The sequence below is a fragment of the Variovorax sp. WDL1 genome (genome assembly GCF_001541225.1).
Classification (GTDB): Bacteria; Pseudomonadota; Gammaproteobacteria; order Burkholderiales; family Burkholderiaceae_C; genus Variovorax.
In genome coordinates, this window is record NZ_LMTS01000026.1 from 35139 (window position 1) to 55882 (window position 20744).

General features: G+C 63.5%; 14 protein-coding genes. 9 read left to right on the forward strand and 5 right to left on the reverse strand.

What is annotated here, in order from left to right; all coding sequences use genetic code 11:
• Positions 1–37: 37 nt before the first annotated feature.
• Both APY03_RS45290 and APY03_RS03810 read right to left on the reverse strand, forming a co-directional pair.
• A complete protein-coding gene (locus APY03_RS45290; protein ID WP_269475015.1) occupies positions 38–169 on the reverse strand; it encodes a hypothetical protein in 132 nt (43 codons plus the stop codon).
• A gap of 351 nt (positions 170–520) precedes the next feature.
• A complete protein-coding gene (locus APY03_RS03810) occupies positions 521–1840 on the reverse strand; it encodes a replication-associated recombination protein A (protein ID WP_068674058.1) in 1320 nt (439 codons plus the stop codon).
• A gap of 122 nt (positions 1841–1962) precedes the next feature.
• Between APY03_RS03810 and APY03_RS03815 the strand changes: the two genes are divergently transcribed.
• The 7 genes from APY03_RS03815 (at position 1963) to APY03_RS03845 (ending at position 7179) form a co-directional block, all read left to right on the forward strand.
• Complete coding sequence (locus APY03_RS03815) at positions 1963–2442, forward strand: DUF4262 domain-containing protein (RefSeq protein ID WP_068674060.1); 480 nt, start codon at positions 1963–1965, stop codon at positions 2440–2442.
• A 217-nt stretch (positions 2443–2659) separates the two neighbouring features.
• On the forward strand, positions 2660–3136 hold the full coding sequence (locus tag APY03_RS03820) for a hypothetical protein (protein ID WP_068674062.1): 477 nt from the start codon (positions 2660–2662) through the stop codon (positions 3134–3136).
• 506 nt (positions 3137–3642) lie between these two features.
• Positions 3643–4017 carry a hypothetical protein gene (locus APY03_RS03825; RefSeq protein ID WP_068674064.1) on the forward strand — a complete coding sequence of 125 codons (375 nt, stop codon included), beginning with the start codon at positions 3643–3645 and terminating at the stop codon, positions 4015–4017.
• A 128-nt stretch (positions 4018–4145) separates the two neighbouring features.
• Positions 4146–4868: a hypothetical protein gene (locus tag APY03_RS03830; RefSeq protein WP_068674066.1), complete on the forward strand. Its 723-nt coding sequence runs from the start codon at positions 4146–4148 to the stop codon at positions 4866–4868.
• 471 nt (positions 4869–5339) lie between these two features.
• Positions 5340–5780 (forward strand): hypothetical protein, encoded by a 441-nt coding sequence (locus APY03_RS03835; protein ID WP_232081405.1) that lies wholly within the window; start codon positions 5340–5342, stop codon positions 5778–5780.
• A 232-nt stretch (positions 5781–6012) separates the two neighbouring features.
• Positions 6013–6552, forward strand: coding sequence for a hypothetical protein (locus tag APY03_RS03840; protein WP_068674070.1), 540 nt, complete (start codon positions 6013–6015; stop codon positions 6550–6552).
• A gap of 69 nt (positions 6553–6621) precedes the next feature.
• Positions 6622–7179 carry a nucleoside 2-deoxyribosyltransferase gene (locus APY03_RS03845; protein ID WP_068674072.1) on the forward strand — a complete coding sequence of 186 codons (558 nt, stop codon included), beginning with the start codon at positions 6622–6624 and terminating at the stop codon, positions 7177–7179.
• Between the two features lie 122 nt (positions 7180–7301).
• Here the strand turns inward: APY03_RS03845 and APY03_RS03850 are convergent, their stop codons facing one another.
• Positions 7302–7553 carry a hypothetical protein gene (locus APY03_RS03850; protein ID WP_068674074.1) on the reverse strand — a complete coding sequence of 84 codons (252 nt, stop codon included), beginning with the start codon at positions 7551–7553 and terminating at the stop codon, positions 7302–7304.
• Between the two features lie 236 nt (positions 7554–7789).
• Here APY03_RS03850 and imuA point away from each other — a divergent pair, with 236 nt between their 5' ends.
• Both imuA and APY03_RS03860 read left to right on the forward strand, forming a co-directional pair.
• Positions 7790–8632, forward strand: coding sequence for a translesion DNA synthesis-associated protein ImuA (gene imuA, locus APY03_RS03855; protein WP_083944143.1), 843 nt, complete (start codon positions 7790–7792; stop codon positions 8630–8632).
• Positions 8577–9941: a Y-family DNA polymerase gene (locus tag APY03_RS03860; RefSeq protein ID WP_068674076.1), complete on the forward strand. Its 1365-nt coding sequence runs from the start codon at positions 8577–8579 to the stop codon at positions 9939–9941. The genes imuA and APY03_RS03860 overlap by 56 nt, the downstream gene beginning before the upstream one ends.
• A gap of 409 nt (positions 9942–10350) precedes the next feature.
• Here APY03_RS03860 and APY03_RS41180 read toward each other — a convergent pair whose 3' ends face one another.
• Together APY03_RS41180 and APY03_RS03870 are read right to left on the reverse strand one after the other, a co-directional pair.
• Positions 10351–10746, reverse strand: a complete 396-nt coding sequence (locus tag APY03_RS41180) for a hypothetical protein (protein WP_146039557.1) — start codon at positions 10744–10746, stop codon at positions 10351–10353.
• Positions 10747–10852: 106 nt separating this feature from the next.
• The gene (locus APY03_RS03870) at positions 10853–20500 is read right to left on the reverse strand and encodes a choice-of-anchor D domain-containing protein (protein WP_068674080.1); all 9648 of its coding nucleotides are present in this window, start codon (positions 20498–20500) and stop codon (positions 10853–10855) included.
• Positions 20501–20744 lie beyond the last annotated feature (244 nt).

The window sequence follows — 20744 nt, forward strand, 5'->3', positions numbered from 1 at the left end:
TCGTACGGGAACTTCGAGCGTTCAAGCTGTAGGCGGCCTACCCCTCGTAGTGCGTTGCTGCCTGCTCGAGCCGCCCGGCCCATTCGCGCATGTGGTCCAGGCATTCCACCTCGGAAACGCCGCCACGAAGGGCGACGTGGAGCGCCGTGTCGATGAAGGCCCTGTGCACGGGCGAAAGTCGTTCGAGGTCCTGAGGCTTGACTGCTCCACCGAGGATGTCGCCCCCGCGCTTACCGACCCAGCGTCCAAGGGCTGTAGGGCTGGCATAGGAACGCCGAGCGATTCGGCAAGGGTCAGCAAGGTGCCGACGGGGACCTTGAGCTTGCCTCGCGAAATCTTGCTGATGGTCGCCTGGGGGACGCCTGAGTGCTCCAACAGCGCTAACTGGGTCTTCAGACAAGGATGCGCCGTCATCGCTGCCAGGAGCCGATGGGAAATCTCGCGATTCAGGTCGGTTGGAACCGGATTGCTCATGCAGTGAGGCTATCAGGATAGTGATAGAAATATCAGCATCATGTTTCTATTTCGGGTCGCGAGGTGTGGTTCGGACAGCGGCATCGAGCCCGCGGAGGTGCTGGAGCTTCTCCCCAATCTTGCCCTCGAGCCCACGGGAGACCGGCTGGTACCAGTCCATCTCCGGTAGGCCTTCCGGAAAGTAGTTCTCCCCTGCCGCGTAGGCGTCCGGCTCGTCGTGCGCGTACCGATAGCCCTTGTTGTGACCAAGCTGCGCCATCAGCTCTGTGGGCGCATTGCGCAGGTGCATGGGGACAGGCCTATTCGAATCCGTTCGCACGAACGCCCTGGCACGGTTCCAAGCCTTGTACACAGCGTTCGACTTCGGCGCCATCGCGATGTACACGGCCGCCTGTGCGAGGGCCAAGTCGCCCTCGGGCGAGCCGAGGCGCTCGTAGGATTCAGCAGCGTTCAGGGCTAGTTGCAGAGCCCGAGGGTCTGCGTTGCCAACCTCCTCGCTTGCCATGCGAACAAGGCGTCGTGCCACATAGCGCGCGTCAGCGCCGCCGTCCAGCATGCGTGCCAGCCAATAGAGCGCGGCATTGGGGCTTGAGCCCCGGATGGACTTGTGAAGCGCCGACACGGTGTCGTACAGGTCATCGCCGAACTTGTCGAACCGGCGCAGCGCTGCCGGGGAGGCCTCGCGCACGAATGGTTCTGTGACTTTGGTCACCCTGGCGGCCTTTGCCGCGGTGCTGAGCTGCTCTAGCAAATTGAGGAAGCGGCGGGCATCCCCGTCAGCGAAGCCGATGGCAGCAGCGAGCGCGCCATCGTCGAACTCGAGGCCTCCGAGGGAGGGCTGCGCGCGCTTGAACAGCGCCGCCAGCTCGTCGTCGCTCAGGGACTGCAAAACGTAGACGTGCGCACGGGAGAGCAGAGCGGAATTGACCTCAAAAGATGGGTTCTCAGTCGTGGCTCCCAAGAAAACGAAGGTTCCTGCCTCGACGAATGGGAGGAGTGCGTCTTGCTGGGCCTTGTTGAAGCGATGAATCTCGTCGATGAAAAGGATGGTCTTGCGGCCACGGTGATTCAAGGCCTGCTCAGCACGCTCGACCGCCGCGCGAATCTCCTTCACGCCGGCCATGACCGCTGACAGCGCAATGAACTCGCAGTCCATGACCCGGGCAGTCAGGCGCGCTAAAGTCGTCTTGCCGACACCTGGGGGACCCCAAAGGATGAAGGAGTGCAGGGTTCGGGCCTCGAAGGCCAGGCGCAAGGGCTTGCCCTGCCCCACGAGGTGCTGCTGACCCACGACGTCATCCAAACAAGTCGGGCGAAGCAGCTCCGCAAGGGGAGGAGTTGGGGCGGTGGAGAAGAGGTCCGACATCCAACTTGTAGCGCATGCTGGTTATCTCCGGCGCCCACCTATAGCTGCATGGTCGCCACGGCAGTACCATCCCGAGCATCTTGGGTGCTACAGGGAGGCTAGGACAACGAATGGAATCAACAATGCCTGAAGAAATCAAAAATATCCCCGACTTCCTCGACCCGCACGCTGAAGAGCTGATTGCACGTGCAGGCTGGATGGTCCAGGGCGTCTTCCCGACAGAGGAGCATCCCGGCCCGTTCTTCTCGTACACCATCGGTCTTCACCAGCGAGGGCTTTCTGAACTCATCGTGATGGGGCTTCCCCTCGAGTACGGCCACCAGCTGCTGAACGACATCGCACGTTGGCAGCAAGAGGAACCGGTCGACGCGACACGACAAATCGGCAAGCACACGCTCGGCAGATGGCCCATGCCCTTTCACTTGGTGCCGGTGGCGCCCGAGCAGGTGAGCGACATGGTCGGACGGGCGATTCATCGCAGTCGCGGTCAGGCCAGCTTCAGCCAGGTGGCGCTGCCTGACCGTAAGGGCCACTTTCCGTGGGAGCCGGAGTGTGAAGAAGGCTGGAAACAGCATCAGCACATCCGGCGAGCCGTGCACTGAGCCAAGTCTATCGATTCAGTACTTCAGACCGTCGGCACGCCCGGCGGTCTTTCCTTTTCGCGTGCTGGTCGCGCAGGACCGCCCGACGTAAGGCAAGCCTTCGGCCATTCCCCTGCGGCTGAGCGGCAATAGCCCTTCGGAGCCCATTTCGGCGCACCTGCAACGCGGCAAAGTCGAGCAGACGGTTATACGGTGCAGGACCACTCGAAATGACGAAATGACACTCACCGCTCCCTCTCTGCTCCTTCTTGCACTGGCCTTTGCGGGCATCGCCTTTCTTGGCGAGTACGTGGCGCTGGCTCAAATGCGGCGTTGCGCCTTCAGTTCCGTCCCGCTCGTGCGTACAGCACGCCGCGCGCTGTACCCAGCTCTGCTGGCTTGCGCTGGCTTCTTGCTCTACGCAGGTTCAGTCAACTTCCGGCTGACTGTTGTCTCAATGGCCATCGGAACGTTCGTGGGCTGCATCATTGCCCTTCCCTCGTTGTCGCGGGGCTTGCTGTATCAGCCGACGATGCGCCTCATCGCGCCTGTGATGCTGGTCTTCGTCGTGGGCAGCCATATCGATGGGGTAGGCGCGGCCCCGACGCTGGAACTGGGCTTGCTCCCAGCCCTATCGACCCTGCTGGTGTGCGGCCTGCTCTGGCTCATCGCGGAATACCGGCATCACCAGGACATGGAGCGCCTTCGGGACTGAAATCTCCGACCTCCGACGACGCCACTTCCATTCTGAAGCCGCCCTTCCCCGGGCGGCTATTCTTTTGGGCTACCGGGTACGCACCAGTGGCCCGGGAGCAGGTAAATCGCACGTCGCCATCGCTATACGTCGCATCAAGCAACCCAAGGAGGTGACCATGCGCAAGCAAAACGGCGGCGGCAGCGGCTGCTAGGCCAAACCCAACTCCATCGCCCCTTCACGGGCTCAACTGCATATTAAGGAGGTCTCGATGCGCAAGCTGCACGACGGTGACGGATTCGCATGAATCCGCGCCACCTGCCCTGCAACCAACCAAGGAGTGCTTCATGCGAACTGAAGGCTACGGCCTAGGCTGATTCCAAGCCCCCGCTATCCGGCGGGGGTTTCTTCTTGCCGGGAGCCCCTAGCTTTGGCCCTATCAGGCCTATACGGGACTGCTAGGCACGGGCGGCGCGCATCAGGCATCGCTAGACGAATCAGACCATTGACCACAAAGGACCTGAAGCATGACCATCAACTCCTGGACCAACCTGCCCGACCCCTGCGAAGCGCCGCCGGCCGCGGTGAGCTACCGCACCTTGTTTGACGTAACTGGCGACGAGAAGGATAAGGACACACTCCTTGTGCCGCGCGAGGAGCTGCCGCCGTCGCCTGTCCTTGCCCGTGACGCTGTGCTTGAAGAAGCCGGGGCGCTCTGTGACCAGGTTGCGCTGGAGTACGGAGGCGTCGCGAGGAGCAAGTTCGCCACGGAGTTCGGCAAGCAAATCCACCAAGCCATGGCGAACGGCGCGCACAACGCAGGCACCCGTATTCGCGCGGCGCTCTCGACTGCCCCCAAAGCCTCACCCTCGGACGAGCCCGAGTTCATTGAAATCGGCTAGCGCTTGATTTCCGGTCCCCTGCCTGCGCGAGCCGCAGCGGGGGATTTCTTCTCGCCTTTGCGGACCGTCCCAGCTCGGGCGTCAGCCGTTGCCTAGACGAGGAAGACCCCCTCAAGACAAAGACACACATGACCACGAAAGCCACCCTGTTGCGGCGCATTGACGCATTCCTCAAGACCAAGAAGAAGTCCGATGGCGGCTTTGCTCCCGTGGACCCGAAGGAGATGGAGGACCTGTACGCCATCGTGCGGGGCCTCATCGAAGTCAAGTACGAAGAGGACCCCGACGGTGACGTTCCCGTCGAAGTCATCCTGACCGACCGCACGCGCTTCGAGCGACCGTTGCACTTTCCGGTGCAGTACGCGCACAAGCCGGTTGATGGCAAGAGCGAGTTCGACCTGCACCTGACCGCGGCATCCTCGTATGGCGCCCTCTCGAAATGGGCAGGCGAAAATGCAAGCCGGCACCTGGATGCGGTGAAGTCAACGATACGCGATGCGACCGAGAAGCATCGACCCCTTGTTGTGCAGGGCGTGCGCTACCTGGCCAAGCAACAAGCCCCTGTGTCGGCCGTCGATGTAATCGACGTGATGACCAAAGAAGCCGTGAAGGCGTACAAGCGCAACCCCTGCCCGGTCGACTACAAAGACCGCAACCGCTGGGCGGACGCCTTGGCGAGCGCTGGAACCAAGAAGCTGGGCATCAAGCTGCACGCGGGTTCCTGCATGCATACGACAGGCGGTGTTCGCATGTACTTCGAAGTCCCCTCGCTGGACACCACAGTCCGCGTCGAGACCGGCAGCAATCCGGAGTTCAAGCCGGCTGCCAAGAAGCCCTCCAGCCAAGACTGATTTCAACCTCCCCTCCTTCTAGCTCCCTCGGCAATGCCCTGGGAGCTTTTTCCCGCTTGACCGCGGCGTGTTCGCTAGACGAAGGAGGTAAACAAACTTCAAGGGCACCCAATGACTACTCTCGCATTCCAAATCTTCGACTGCCTCCGCGGTCACACGATAGAGCCTTTCGAATACAAACCCGGACGCCACGGCCGCCGCGGAATTGGCCTCAGGCTCGAGCCTCAGGATGCCGAGGCCTCCCCGGGCGCGCGTGCATTGCACCACGCGTGCTTCGACTACTGGCAATACTGGCGCGGGACTTCGCAGGCGCTTCTAGTCGACAGCCTGACCGCCGACCAGCGCTACCGATGGAAGGGCGACCTGACTCGCATCTACGCCAAGCTGGAGATGGCCCGCGGTGAGCTTCGGCAGGCCACGGGCGAACCCGCAACTCCGTGGATTCGGGCGCTTCTCGCGCTTCCCGCTGGCATGGACCTCGGCAGTCAGCGCGTGCTGCTGCGTGGGCCGTTGCGAGACCGGGCCGCCCAGCACCAGCGCGAAAGTGGAAAAATCGTCCTGACGGCGGAGCCTGAGGACCATCGGCGAGGCTTTGACCTGGCCTTCCGCCTTTCAGAAGGCAATCTGGTGCACACGGGCAAGATGTCGCTCTCCAAGGGAGCGACTGAGGTGCCGCCGAAGACCTTGGGCGATGACCTTGACCGAATCATCCGCCTACGCCGAGAAGGTATTCGCGGCATCGACCACCTGATGGCGCAGTACCTGGCTGGTGAAATCTTCCCCAGCGCAATGCGTGAGGAGCAAGACCGGAGAGACGCAGCGGCCCTGGCACATCGACTGGTGCGCGGGCTGAGCATGCGGGACAAGGCCTTGCTGAAGGGCCAGATTCATTTGCTGAGCGACCTGCTCTGATTTCCCTAAAACGGACGCGCCTAACCGCCGTCCGTTTTCTTGCGCGAGTCACCCTAAAACGGTTCTAGCTCGAAAGCTTTATAGCTGCTATAATGATGGCTTTTAGGGCTCTTAGGCACGCGAACCCGCGAGCCTGGAACGGGTACCCACGGGCACCCAACGAGCTCCATTCAAACAACAAATTCAGGATGTGACTATGCCCGCTACCCAAGAACTGGCAAGAAAAGCTGCAGTGGACGACCACATCACGAAGGAAGTCGAACTCCTGATTCAGCGTTGCACGGCAGCTGGGATTTCCGCCGGCGAGGCACATGCCTCGCTGTGCTACCGCGTCTTTCGAATGAACATCGAGGCGGGCGCCGCCGAGGAAGCAGCGCGCGAGGGTCCGTTGAATCGACTCTTGCAGGACGCCTACGACTACCTGATGGCGGGCAAGAAGAAGCTTCACCTCGAGACGTGCGAGGCGTGGCTGCTCGCAAAATTCGGCGCCCGCATTGGCGATGTCGTTGAGATTAACCGGGACACCTGGGAGGAGCCGCGCCAGGTACTGGTGGACCGCTTTCGCATCCTGTGGATGAAGTACGACGGCCTGCAGACGGGCTATATGTGGTTTCAGGGGCCGTGTTCGGCGACTCCCGCTTTCATGCCTAGAAAGGAATCGGGCGAGCAGGGCGTCTCCGTGTTGACTCCGATTGAGGTCGTGAGCCCCAGCGCACGGATGCGCAACTTGTACCCGGACCGCTTCGCCCCTCGGATACGCCTGGACGACTGAACGGATTCCACCGCCAATAACAGATGAGCGCCCTTACGGCGCGCCTCATTTTCAATTTCTTGAGTTTCCATGAGAGAGCAACCAGCACGCCCGCACGTCTACCTGGCCGGGCCTGACGTCTTCTTCCCCGAGCGCGCCGAGATTTTCAAGGCGCTGAAGGCCCATTGCGAGCAGCTCGGGATGGTTGCCCTAGTGCCGTCCGATGGCGGCCTGCCGGACGGGTTCGGGGGCACCGAGGATGAAATCGCCCAGCGAATCTACGACGCGAACATCGAGCTCATCCAGCGCGCGGACGGCATTGCAGCCAACCTGGTGAACTTTCGGGGGACCGAACCGGATTCCGGAACCGTCTATGAGGTGGGCTTCGCTGTGGCGCTCAAGAAGCCGGTCGTTGCCTACGGCGTCCCTGCCGGCACTTACGCATCCCGAGTAGCCGCCACTCTTCCCTGCGAATCGGACGGCCGCGGTGGCCAGTGCGAAACCGCCACGAAGGTTCACGTCGAAGGCCTCGGGCAGCGCCTCAACCTCATGCTGTCGCGTTCCGCCGAGATTGCGCCGTCTGCGCGCGCAGCTCTAGACCGAATTGCCAGCCACTTCCAGCAGGTTGGGCTGCTTCAGGCCCAATAGATAAAGCTCGCTGGGTAGTTCAGTACCCCTTGTGGCGCTTAGTGAGTAATCGCAGTTGCATTCCGCGCGGAGAACGCCAGAAGCATCGCCCCGACGGCTTGAAAGCCGGCGGGGCGAAATAATCAGGCGGGGAAATCCGGCATTGGGCAGGGCGCTACATAGCGCCAGTAGTCGGAGTTCAGGTACAAGCCTGTTCCGACGTTGCCGGAATGGCTCCATTTGCGCGCCCCCGGATTCCATTGCGCAACGACCAAGCCGAAGGAATGGCCGTCCATGTCTTTGACCTCCAGCCAGTGATGCTCGGCGGTCTTCAAGTTCGGCGGAACGGGTTGCTGGGCTTTGCGAGCCGCGAGGTCGATTCGGGGGTGCAGCATGATTGAGGGGGTGAGTTGGCCTCCTTCGTGTAGCACCAAGGCGGGCCGCGCCCTCTGGGGGCGCCGCACACAGAAACAGGGCACATGTCCAACTTTCCCGTAGCTCAGACACACGAAAGTGAGACCCTTGCTCCTCGGCTGGAAGGCTCCGGCCAAACCCGACTCGCCTGGAGGGGCTGCTGTACGCGCCTGAAAAGGCGCGTAAACTGGACGTCCATACAGTACCGGAGCCCGTCATGGCCGCCCTTCTGGAATGGGCCGACGATGACGACGCGCCGGCCCTGCCGTCCCGCCGCGTCAAGCCCGTCCTGAAGCCGGGCGAGTTGCCCGCCTCCGTCGAGGCTGCCCTATGGCGCGGCGACCAGCTTGGCTCGCCTGTCACCAAGGTGGTTCCCACCGGCTTCGCCGCACTCGATGCAGAGTTGCCGGGCGGGGGTTGGCCGGCCCGCTCCCTGACCGAACTGCTCCAGGCCCAGCCGACCGTGCTCGAGTGGCGCCTGCTTGCCCCGGCAATGCGCCAGGTTGTGGCTGATGGCAAGGATATCGTCATCGTGGGACCGCCGAAGGCTCCCCACCTGCCAGGCCTGCGCGATGAGGGCATCGATGAGCGCCGAATGGTCTGGATTCAGGCGGCGACGCCGGCGGAGCGCCTATGGGTCACCGAGCAATTGGTGAAGGCGAACGCAGCCGGAATGCTAGTGGCCTGGCTCCCGCAAGCGCGTCAGGAGCAGATTCGACGGCTTCAGGTGTGCGCCCAGGGATGCGACAGCCCAGTGGTCCTGTGCCGGCCCGCCGCGGCCCAGCACGAGCCCTCCGCGGCGCCGCTGCGCCTGCAGGTGAGCTATGGCGTCGACTGGGAGCTTCAGGTGCACCTGCTGAAGCGCAAAGGCAGCACCCATGACGGCGTGCTGCACCTGCCGTCAATTCCCCGCGGCCTGGCGCCGCTCATCACGCCCCGGCTGTCGAAGCCGAGCGTGCTCCTCGCCGCGCGCAAGCCTCGCGTGACCGCTGGAGAACCATCAGATGCTCTGGGCAGCGTTACTTCCCGACAGCCAGCTCTCCGACACCCAGCGCACTGAAGCAATCCGTGGCCTGGCGGTCTGGTGCCTCCAGTTCACCCCGCGCGTCAGCATCATCGATGCGGCTTCCGCTTCTGCTGCGGTGGTGATGGAGCTGGAGGCGAGCGTGCGCCTGTTTGGCGGCAAGCGGAAGCTCGTCGAGCGGGTGAAAACCGAGGCGGAAGAGATGGGGGTGGGTCAGCTTGCCTGGGCCCCGACCAGTCTCGCCGCGGTGGCGGTCGCGCGCACGGGTCAATCGAACGGGTTTTCCAAACCCCTCCAGGCCCTGCTGGACGCCCTCCCCGTCGAAGTTCTGGCTTCCGCCGCGGCGCATGCCGCCATCCTTGAACGCATCGGATGCCAGACCCTCGGCCAAGTGCGCGCCCTCCCCCGTGGCGGGCTGAGCCGGCGCTTTGACAAGGAACTGTTGGGGGCTTTGGACCAGGCCTATGGCCTCAAGCCGGAGGCGCATGCCTGGGTGCAACTTCCCGACACCTTTGCTGCCAAGCTCGAGCTGATGTCTCGCATCGAGATGGCGCCGGCGCTTCTCTTTGGCGCCCGTCGGCTCCTGCTCCAGCTGTGCGCCTGGTTGGCCGCAAGGCGGTCCGGGACGACAGCTTTCACGCTGAAGTGGTGTCACGACGCGATGCGCGCCAAGGCAGCCGGAGATGGCGGCGAACTGTCGGTTCGTACAGCGGAGCCAACGCGCAACATCGAGCACTTGAGCCGATTGCTGGCCGAGAACCTGGCCAAGGTCGAGCTGCTGGCGCCCGTGGGGGACCTCGCACTGGTGGCAGACGACGTTCGCCCGCTCGAAGAAAACAGTTTTTCGCTGCTGCCTGAGACGCTACCGGACGGCGAAGGCCTGGCATTGGTGCTGGAGCGCATCGCCGCGCGGCTGGGGCCAGAGCGGGTCTTGCGACCTGTCATCCTGGAGGACCACCGGCCGGAATGGATGTGCCATTGGCAGCCTGCTCCGGACAAGCGCCCAAGGCAGGTGGCGCGCCTACTCGACTGCCCTCAGCCCACCTTCATCCTGCCCAAACCACTGCGCCTGGCCTCCCGTGAGTCACAACCCCTGTACCAAGGCCCCCTTAAGTTCTTGATAGGCCCGCATCGCATCGAGCATGGTTGGTTCGACCGGGTCGGTGAGAGCTTGACTGACCAGGCGTCGCCAGGAAAGGCCGCCACCTCCGACCAGGTCGAAACACGTCACGTTGCGCGTGACTATTTCGTCGCGCTGAGTGAGCATGCTGGCTTGCTATGGGTGTACCAAACCCGCCTTGCGAGCGAAGAAAGCGCATGGTTCCTCCATGGCGTATTCGCTTAATCGGGCGCACGACCCACCCGTTGCGAGATGCATCCGAGCTCAAAAGAAAGCCCCTACTCGAGGGGCTTGGAAGGAGTTCATCGGGTGCGCAGCAATGCGCGGACCCCGGGGTGTACGAGTCCTGGGGCGCTGCGGCAACTCGGCGTGGAGGTGCGGGGTTGAGGTACCCGCTGTGTTCCGACCCTGCGCCAAGCAGGCGGAGCACTCCATAGGTTTACGGGTCCGAAAGTCAATGCCGGCCATGAAACCGTCGGGGCGGAAGTAAGAGGCATGGATATTTCCTAGAGGGGGCACATGTCCTGTATAGAAAGTCGCGTCGCGACGCGTCGGGCCGCAGGCCCGAGCGGTGGCCCCGGCAGCGTCCCGAAGGTCCAAGGAAAAGCCGCCCTAGAGAGGGCGGCCGAAATGGTTACAGCAGCGGGATGTCGATGCCTTTGCTCTTCAGGAGCTCGTGGAAAAGTTCCGCCTCGATGGCCACCGCCAAATCATCGTCGAGGTTCGGCAGCAGCTGTGGTTCACCGACCGGCTTGCCTTCGACGGTGTAAACCTCGAGCCGCAGCGTGTTGGCGGCAGCCATGAAGCCCGCTGCTATCGGGTCCTCGGGGTAGGCAATTCGGATGCGGAAGTCGGGCAGGCCAGTCGAGCGCCGAACCGCGGCTTGCACCTCGGGAGAGCGGAGGACGAATCGATGCAGGCCGTCGTTAGGGGTCTGCGCCCCGCCCCCTCGGCACAGTCGGGCCAGGGTTCCGGTTGACTGCAAAGCACTGAACAAAGAGAAGTTCTTGACACTGAAGAGATGACTCATGGGGTTCCTGAAAGATGGACGTTGCCTGCCGGCCTATAGCCATGCGCTGTTCATCGGCCGAAGAAGCGAACCTCCTCAGCCGCGACATACCGTGCAGGCCGCGCTTTCAATTCCGAAGCGCCTCGTAGCCTGCTGGCTTGCAGCGGAACGTGCCGCCCTCACCTTTGGTCAGCACCATCGACTTGGTCGCATTACTGTTTATGACGGGGTACCACGCCGAAGTGTCAGCCAAAGCCTCGGGCTTCGGGGAATACGACAACGCCTTCGCACAACCTGAAGAGGTCTGAACATAGATGTCCAACCTCCGGTTGTCGTAGTCGATGGCAATGCCGTATGCCTTGTAGGTCTCCAGTTTCAGTCGAGCGTCGGTGGCGACCGAGTACCCCGCCGGGGTGTTGTAGCCCGCGCTGAACTGGGTCCAGTATCGCGAGGTTCCGCTTTGGTAGTCATAGAACACTCCTGGGGCGAGTGCCAAGGTGTTGGTAGCGCCAGGCGTGCTGCTCCCAATGCCAACTCCCACTTGCATCAGATTCGTCGCGTAGGTGTAGTAGTTGCGCGAGCCGTCGCCATTCGTCGTCGGGTTGACCACAGGCGGTGGCGATGCATCCGTCACCTCGAAGTACCATTTGCCGGCGCGAATCCCGCCGGCTGGCCCGATGCCCACGTAGTTGGGAGAAACAGCTGTGGCAATCAGATTGTCTTGCGAGAGGTTCCACGAGGCCTTGGGACGGAAGCGGGCAAAGCCTTGGCCGTCCGAAGCCACGGAGCCCGTGAGCTGCACGCTCTGCGAGGCGAAGCCGGCCCTGCTGACCGTCAGCGTCGCAGTGTGCCCGCTTGCGCCTGGCGTGCGCGATGGCCGGTACACCACGTTGACTGCCCCAGTGGCGCCGGCCAGCGAAGCGTTCACGGCTGCTGATTGGGCACCCTGCGAATCACTCCACAGGCTGGTACCCTGCGTACCAGCGTTGTCCGTCACGTTCACCACCGACAAGATGGAGAACTGGTCTGCATCCGGCCCACTGAGCTCGACCGTACCCACTTGGAGAGGTGTCGTGCCGGTGGTGCGCCGGATGTACACAGGCAAGGGCGCGGACACTTGTGCCATGCTCGACAGCGAGGCACCAAACTCATAGTCGGCAATGTCGGGACGCGATGACAGCTGCATCTCTGTTTGAGCCGCACCGTTCACGCGGAACGACGTCTGGCCCCCAGGCCCGTCGTGGAAGACGGTCAATGTCGCCGTATGCGCGCCGAGGGTGGTCGGGGCGAAGGTCACGTTGAGGCCGTAGTCACTAAGAACGGCTCCGCCGGCAACGTCAGCGCCGACGTACGGCGCGGCGCCTTCCGTCACGCCTGGCGCGGCGTAGGTGAAGAGCTGCGTCTTCGACGCACCGGTGTGATGGACAGCATAGACCGTCGTGACCGCAAAGGCCGGCGAGCCTTCGACCTTGAAGCCGCTGTAGGTGACGCGTCCGCGGGACCCGGCGACCCGAAGGTTGACAAGCTTCGTGCTGGAACCGAACGCACTGTTGGCAATGCTGGCCTGTGGTGCGAAATCCGGAATGAGTCCGTTGTCAGCAAAGTCCACCGTCGCGAAGACTCCCGTCACGTCACGCTCGCCCGCCCCGGAGAGGTCCAAAGTCAAGGGCGACGTGTTAGCCCCATTGTGGTCGATGAGCAATTGCGCGGCGTGTGCCCCTGCTTTGGTTGGCTTGAACTGCAGCCGCACGTTCAGATTGGTGCTGACGTTGTTCTGCTTCAGCGAGGTGGGCGAAACATCCTGGCCTGTGTTTTCTGCACTCGAGTAGTTTGTCCAGGTCGCGAACGTGAATGCAGATGCATCTGCGCCGACGATGCGCATGCGTGGCACGCTCGCGTAGCCGACCTTGTTGGTGTTCACGAGGTAGAGGTCCTTCAGCACCGTGCCTGCTGCCGCACCGGTCGGGCCGTTGTAAGTCGCGACCCCCATGTCGCCCGATGCAGCCGTAGGCTTCGAAACATTGGTACCAGAGAACTGCACGATGGGCTTAATGCTGCTGCCAGAGAGAAGGAACTCGGTCTTACCCCCTGGGCCCGTATGGAAAACCGTGACTTTGGCTGTCTCAGTGCCAACTTCGGTGGGCGCGTAACGCACCGTGATGCCCAGGTCCGTGACGGCTCCGGACTTGCTGATATCCTCGCCCGCCCACGAGAACGCATCTTCACGAACGACATCAGGGTTGTAGTTCTTGACGATGCCGCCATAGCTGGTCGTGCCCTTGGGGTACTTGTTCAACGAGCTAGTCACCCCAAAGCTTGGAGAGCCCTCAACCTTGAAGCCCGTGTAGGTCACTTGGCCCTTCGTTCCAGTGACGCGGAGATAGATGAGCTTGCTCGCCGTGGTTCCAGCAACTGTCACAGGGTACGGCGCCGGGGCTTGGACGGAAGTGGCGAGGTCGCTCACCGTGACGTTAACATCGCTCGCCGCCGTGCCGGAAATTGGCAGGACCAGGGGATTCGTGTTGCCCCCGTTGTGGTAAATGGCGACCTGCGCGGTGTGCACGCCCATGTGTGCAGGGAGGAACGTCACCTTGAAGTGAGGCCCTGTGCTGGTGGTCTGGACCATGCCTATCGGGGTTACGTCGTTCGCAGCCGGAGCCGTCCCCTGGCCTGTCCAACTCGTGAACTGGAAGCTGCTCGCATCGGGGCCGGTGATGACCATGCGGTTCACCCGCAGGCTACCGACGCCGGCGGTGTTCACCACGTAGTTCGTCAGAGTGGTGGGGGTGGGTGACGGATTGCTCGCGTTGTACGACACCACGCCAAAGTCAGAAATTGGTGGCGCGGGATTGGCCGCCAGGGCGCTGGCCGCTGAGAGGGCCGCAATGGGCTGCACGCCATTGCCGGTCAACAAGAACGTCGTCTTGCCGCCAGGCCCGTTGTGGGTCACCGTTACCTTTGCCACTTGCTGGCTAAGGCTGGACGGCTGGAAGGTGAACTTCAAGACTAGGTCCGTGTAGCCGCCAGTAGGAGCGACGTTCGCGCCCACGTAGTTGAATTCGGCACTGGCGACCCGGCTGTAGAACGCCGATGCAACGGCAGCCGTTCCGCCTTGGCGGACCAGGCCGGAACCGGTGAGTGCAATGTCCGTTGTCCCCTCGATTGAGGCACCTGTGTAGGTCACGGCACCCGCGGAACCCGTTGCCCGGAGGTAGAACGACCTTTCGTTCGAGGTGTTGCCAACAAGGGTGTCGGCAAACGGCGTTGGCTCAACGATGGTCGCGCTCGTGCCCTCGGACACGGCGAGCATCACATCACGCGAGGCCGTGCCAGACAAGGGCAGCACAACGGGCGAGATATTCATTCCGTCGTGGTAGACCTCGAGCTTTGCCTCGTGCGCCCCGAGCTTGACGGGGAAGAACTTGACCTTGAACGGCAGAGAAGCCGAAGCGGTGCCCTGGACCATTGCGGCCGGGGAGACATCGGGCGATGGGACGTAGCCCCCCGGCTGATTCGGGTACGACTCGATGGCGAATGCGGACGCATCGGCGCCCGTAATGCGCAGACGCGTCACCCTGAGCAGCCCCAGCGTGTTCGAATTGACCACATTCAGGGTCTTCGAGACGGAACCGTTGCTCGCATCACCGGGGGCGTTGAACCCAGCAACGCCAAGGTCGCCGCTGGCGGGCACATAGGGCGCGGCGGCCGTCGAGGAGAGGGCTGCCGCTGCACGGCGACCTTCACCCGTCAGGGTGTAAGTGGTCTTTCCGCCGGGGCCATCATGAAACACCGTTACCGTTGCCGTTTGCACCCCGGTGGTCGTGGGAGAGAACGCGAGCAGGGCACGCAGGTCGGACAGACCCATCGTGCGGGCGTCAGCGCCCACGAGATTCATGTTCACGTAGCGCGTCGAGGCCGGTTGCGCCTGCAACGCGCTTGAGCTCGTGCTACCCGTGTTCGTGAGACTCACCCCTTTGACCGAGAAGGCCTGCGAGCCGACGATTTGAATCGACTTCCAGGTGACCTGACCGAAGGTGCCGGTGTTGCGGACGTAGGTGTCCAGGGTCGAACTCGCGCCCACGCCCGTGACAGGGAATGGCGGAATGTCCGCGATGAATGGACCGCCCGAGGCCTGAACGGAGACGTCATACGCGCCGGTGCCTGTCAAGTTCACGACGGCTGGCTGCGCGTTGTCGCCGTTGTGCTCCACAACAAGCTGCGCCTCCTGGGCTCCTGCGCGCATGGGCGAGAAGGCAATTTCGACTAGGAGAGCCTCCGCGACGGACCCTTGGCGCATGTTCGCGGGGCGAACGTCCTGGGCCGGGAGCGTGCCGTCGGCGGTAGCCCGATAGGAGTACCCGGTGATGGCAAAACTCGCGGCGTCGGCGCCGATGATTGAAAGATGTGTTGCTTGCAGACGCTTCCCAGCATTGGAAGTGCTGACCAGGAAGAACTTGCGCTTGAGCGCATCGGACGTGAGCCCTGCGCCGTCGTTGAACGTCAGCGTGCCGAAGTCACCATTGGGTGCGACCACAGGATTTGCGGACGCCGTGCCAGAGAGCGCGGCGTAGCTGAAGTATTCGGCCACGCCGAATAGTGGCAGCTGTGCTCGGCTCCCCCCGTTGTAGTCAATGTTCAACTGAGCATTGAACGTGCCCTTCGCCTTGGGGGCAAAGGTCACCACAACGCCGAGGTGCGGGTACGTGCCCGAACCCGCGTCAACCGTGGCACCGGTGGCCGTGAGGCGGTCGCCCGAGATGCTTGCCCCGCTCGAGCTGTACGAGCCGCTGTTGCTCGACTTGCGGACCTCGGTGATAGCGAACTGCCCCGCATCCGCGCCGGTGATGGTCACGGTAGCCGCGTCAATGCGCGTGCCTGCGGCCTTCAGGACGTTGTTGAGGTAGATGATTTTCTGCTGCGTTCCATTCGCGCCACCCTCTTCGCTCATTGCGATGATGGTCGGATAGTTGCCGCTGACGAGGGCCATGGACCCTGCCGTGCCAGAGAGCGCGTAGTCAGCCTGCACGAAGGAGGCAGACAGGCTGACGGAGACCTGGGTGCCCGTAGGCCCACCCGTGGAGGCGGTGAGGGTGCCGGCGACCGTGCCTTGCGCGGCATTGGAGGCAAGCACCTCGACCGTGCAACTTGCACCGACCGCGAGTGGGGCGGGAAGTGCCGTTGGGCAGGTCCCGTTGGTGCCAATGGAGAACGTTCCGCTCGGTTCGGGGGAGAGGCCCACCAGCTGCGTCGGCAGGTCTCCTGTATTGGTCAATGTGAAGATGCGGCCATAGGTTGCGCCAACTGCGATGTTGCCAAATGCGCCCTGGCCCAGGAGCTTAAGCTTGCCTTGTGGCAGGACATAGGCCAGCCCCTTGGAGAGCGTCCCGTTGCCGACGGCGGTGGTGGCGACCACGTCGACAGTGCCTGCCTCCGGGGAGAGCCGCGCCGGCACGACGACTGTTGCGCTCGAGCCGTCTGCCGAGACGGACGTCACTTGAGCGGCTTGCCCGTCGACCAGGACCTTCATGCCCTCGGCGAAATCTCGGCCCTGCAGGAGGGTGGGCCAGCCGCCGGCGACGGAGCCGGTTGCAGGAGTTGTGCTCGCGATGACAGGGGCACCGGCGTATCGCAGGGCCTGCGGCAGCGTTGCGGTGAGGCCCGCGTCGTTCGTCATCGTGACGTCGACCACGCCAGTCGCGTGGGCAGGGGCCACGACGTCCAGCTGCGTGCTGCCACGTACCTGGATGGTGGATGCAGCAACGTCGCCAAAGAATATCCTTGTCGCGGCGGTGAAGCCTGCACCCAGGACGGAAACGAGAGTGCCGCCGTTGCTGTCGGCAATCGAGGGCGTCACGCGCGTGAGCTTGACCCCTTGGCCCGTGGCGCCGAGCGTCGCCGTCAGCGTCCCTGCGGTGGTCAGGACAGTCAGCGTGCTCGATTGAGGGCCAGCGGTGGTCGGAAAGACATTGAGCGCGATGTCGCAGGCCTCTCCCGCTCGCAGGGGCTGGCTGCATGCGTTGTTTTGCTGAAACCAGGTGTTGTCGGGGATACCGATGGAGTTGACCTTGACCGGGTAGGCTCCGGTGTTCTTCACCTGCACCACGCTCTCAGCGGTTCCGCCGACGTAGACCGTGCCGAAGTCGACGCTCGGTTGGCTCAGTGCGGCCTGCGGCAGCAGGCCTGTACCGGTCAGCGCGACATCCAGCGGGCCGCCGGAATTCGCCGTCTTCAGGCGGAGCGCGCCCGTCAATGCACCGCCAGACGCCGGCGTGAAGGACACGTACAGTGGACAGGATTGACCTGTTGCCAGGGGAGAGACGCAGTCGGACGAGACGCCGAAGCTCTCTGCGCCAGTAGCCATCGAGATGTCGTAGACGTTCAGAGGGCCGGTGCTCTCGTTTGTCAGCATGACGGTCTGGGCAGCGGAGCTTTCGCCAACCACGACCGAGCCGAACGCGAGGCTGTTCGAGTCAACCGATGCACGGGCGGTCGGACCGTTGCCTGTCAGAGGAATCGTCAGCCGATTGCCGGTCTGTGGCACCACCGCGAGGGCTGCCTCGTGAGCACCGCTTGCCTGCGGCGAGAAACGCACCGTGACCGAGCAGGCCTTGTCTTTGCCAAGTTGAGGGCCGCAGTCGCTGGTGAACGAAAAAGCGGTTTTGTTCAGTCCGTCCAGGGCGATGCTGGAGATTCCCACGCCACCCGGGCCCGGGTTGTAAATCGACACGACCTGCGCGGCGTGCTCGCCCATCGCAACTTGGCCAAAGGCCAGCTCGGTGGGCGTCGCGGCGACGCTGCCGAGCAAGCTGAGACCCGCGAGCGCCACCGAATAGGTGGGCATCGTCGGGTCGTTCGACGAAATCACCAACGTGCCCGCTTGTGCTCCTCCGCTGACGGGGTTGAATCCCACTTGGATTTCGCAGGTCGCGGACGGGGCCAGCTCCGGGCCGCACGTGTTCGACTGGGTGAAGGCACCGCTGATGCCGACACCACTCAGGGCCAGGCGAGCGTTGCCGGTGTTTTGGACGGTCACGGTCTGCTGCGGGGCCGTGGCGAGGAAGTCCACGCTCCCAAAGTCCAGCGCCGTGGGGGCGACCGAGATGCGCGGCGTCGGCCCCTGGCCCGTCAGGGCAACGGCAAGGGGCTGCTGATTCTCGGCGCGCAGGTTGAGCTGTGCCGTTACCAGGCCGTCTTTGCCCGCAAGGAATCGTACGGGAAGGTCGCAGTGGGTGCCCGCGGCGATTGGCTCCCGACAATCGGTCTCGCTTGACGTGAAGTTTGTCGGGTCCGTGGAGTCCACGGAGACCAGCGATACTGCTTCAGGCCCGGCGTTGGAGATGCGCAGTGCCGCAGTAGCAGGGCTGGCCGGCGTTGCTGCTCCGAAGGAGAGCGGGTTGGGCGAGGCAGTCAGCACGGCCGCGGGCACATGGTCGACCCCCTTCCCGTAGAGCAGGACCTCGCGCTGGACGCCGCCGGCCGTCGCTACGGTCAATGCCGCAGCATGCGGCTTCAGGGCCTGTGCGGAAAAGGCGACGCTGACAACACAGCTCTCAGAGGAGGCGAGCGTCGCGCCACAGGTCGTCGACGTCGTGAAAGCGGCTGCATCGGCGCCACTCAAGCTTGGCGCGTTGAGTGAGAGCGCTTCGCTGCCGGAATTCGACACCTGGATATCAGCGCTGGAGCCTTGGCCGACTTCGAAGGACCCGAAGTTGAGGTACCGCTTGTCGACGACCAACGCCTGGTCGGCCGTCAACCCCTCCCCGCTCAGGGAAGCCATCTGGACTCCCTGAGGCGAGTAGACGCGAAGGTAACCAGTTTCGCTGGCCGCTGCGGTGGGGGTGTATGTCACGGTTACGGTGCAACTCTCGCCCTTCGGCAGTTTTACGCCACACGTGTTCACCTGAGAGAACCCTGAGCCCTGGATGTTCACGCCAGAAATGAGCGCATTGCCGGCTCCCACGCTGGAGATGGTGATGTCCTCGGGCGCGGAGGACGAACCCATCGAAACCGAGCCGAACGCGAGCCGCGACGGAGTGAATTGCAACTCGCTGCTAAGGCCAACGCCTCTGAGGGACACGGAGGCGGCCGGATTCACCGGGTCATTCGAAACAACGAGCAGCTCGGTTTCTCGAGTGCCACTCCCGTTTGGCGTGAACTGCACGCGCACCGCGCAGGATGCGCCAGGGGCTAACGGCGACCCGCAACTGTTTTCCTGGTTGAACTCCACCGTGCTGGCGAGGCCGACGTTCGTGACCTCGAGCGGCGCGGAGCCGACGTTCGTCACCGTCACCTCTTGATAGTTGGAGGTGTCCCCCTGCGACATCGCCTCGAACTGGAGTGAGCCGGGGGCAACTTCCAGCACGGGTGCAGGCACATGCCCTTTGAGGTGAACGAGCAGGTTCTGCCCGGCCTGGGAGGCGATGACCAGGTCGCCGATGGACCGTTCCACGGAGCTGGCCGTGTATTGCACGGTCAGGTCGCAGTATTCCCCGGCTGCCAGCGGCGCGGTGCAGCCGGTCGTGACCACAAAGTTCGCCGAGTTCGTCGCGTACGTGTGCGTGACCTCCGCGACGTCCGGACCAGCATTCGTCACGCGCACGACGCGGCTCACCGCTGTGCCGAGCGTTGTCGTGCCGAAGTCGACCTCGGACATGTTCGTGCTGAGTTGGCCCTTGGCGGCAGACGAGACGCCCTTGCCAGACAAAGCGACAGTTTTGGTGAGCGTGGTCTGTCCGGCGCCCGTCGGGATGGCCAGTTGAGCGCTGAATGTTCCGACCACGGCAGGCGAGAACGCGAGGGCGAGCTGGCAGGTAGCGTACGCGGGAAGAGTTGCCCCGCAGGTCGAGCTGGACGAAAACAAAGCCGCGTCTGGGCCACCCAAGGTGGGCGAACCCAGCGTGAGCTCCTTGGTTCCGGCGTTGGCCAAGGTGATGGTCTTCGTCGCCGGCGCTTCACCGACAACGACGTCGCCAAGCGAGACGGAGTCGGGGGCTGACAAGCGGCCGTCCACGGCACCTTCGCTGGGGTCCGTGTGGTCGCCGCCGAAGCCGAGCATCCCAACGTCACGGATGCTGCCGTCCCCACTCTTCACGCGGAGCGCGCCCACGCGCTGCCCCATGGCGGTCGGTATGAAGTTCACGGCAACAATACATGCGGCGCCTGGGCTGAGGCTGGTGCTGCAGTTGTGGCTCACCTTGAAGTCGGAACCCCCGTCCAGGAAGTACATCTGGCTGATGATGGCAGGGACATTCCCGACGTTCTTGACTGCAAGCTGCTTGACCGTGCTCGTCGTGCCGAGCTTCCAGGTGCCGAAGTTCCAGCCGTTTTCCGAGATTTCTAGGTCCGTGAGGAGACGTACGGCGTTGCCGATGAGAGAGCCCTCGGCGCGGCTGTTCGAGCCCTGGAGCACCAGGCTTCCGAATTGTGGGCCGGCCTCTTGTGGCATGAAGCTGACCAGCATGGTGCACTCGCCATGTGCCGGCACGGTTGAGCAGGTCTTCTCCACGGCGAAAGGAGCCGTGGCGACCGCGGTCACGTCCGTGGCGGCGCCGCCCCCGTGGTTGACGACCTTGACGGGCAAGGTCCGCATTTGGGTGCGAGCCACGTCCCCAAAATCGGTGAGCTCGGGCTGAATCTCCAGGTCAGCCTGGCCCGTCAGCTTGATGTCGATTGGAATGCGATACCGGAAATCGGACGCGGCTGCGCTGAGCGCGGGCTGGAGGACAATGGTTGCACTGAGGAGCGCGCAGACGAAGCGCTTGAAGGACGGACGCATTTTTCTAGACAGTTCGGACAGCGGCCCCCTGACGGATTCCGGGGGCTTTGGGCCTATAGCCAGGGACCGTCTAGTGCGGGGTTTTAGGCCCCTTCTTTTCAGGCCCATCCGCGGCGCGCAGAGAGGGCACAGCCGCGTCCCTCGTTCGGGGCGGCCTGCGCACGCGCGACGAGCTCTTGGCGAGGAGTTGGCGGCGGTACTGAAGCGCGCGGTGCCAAGACCTCGCCCCACAGGGTGTTAGGGG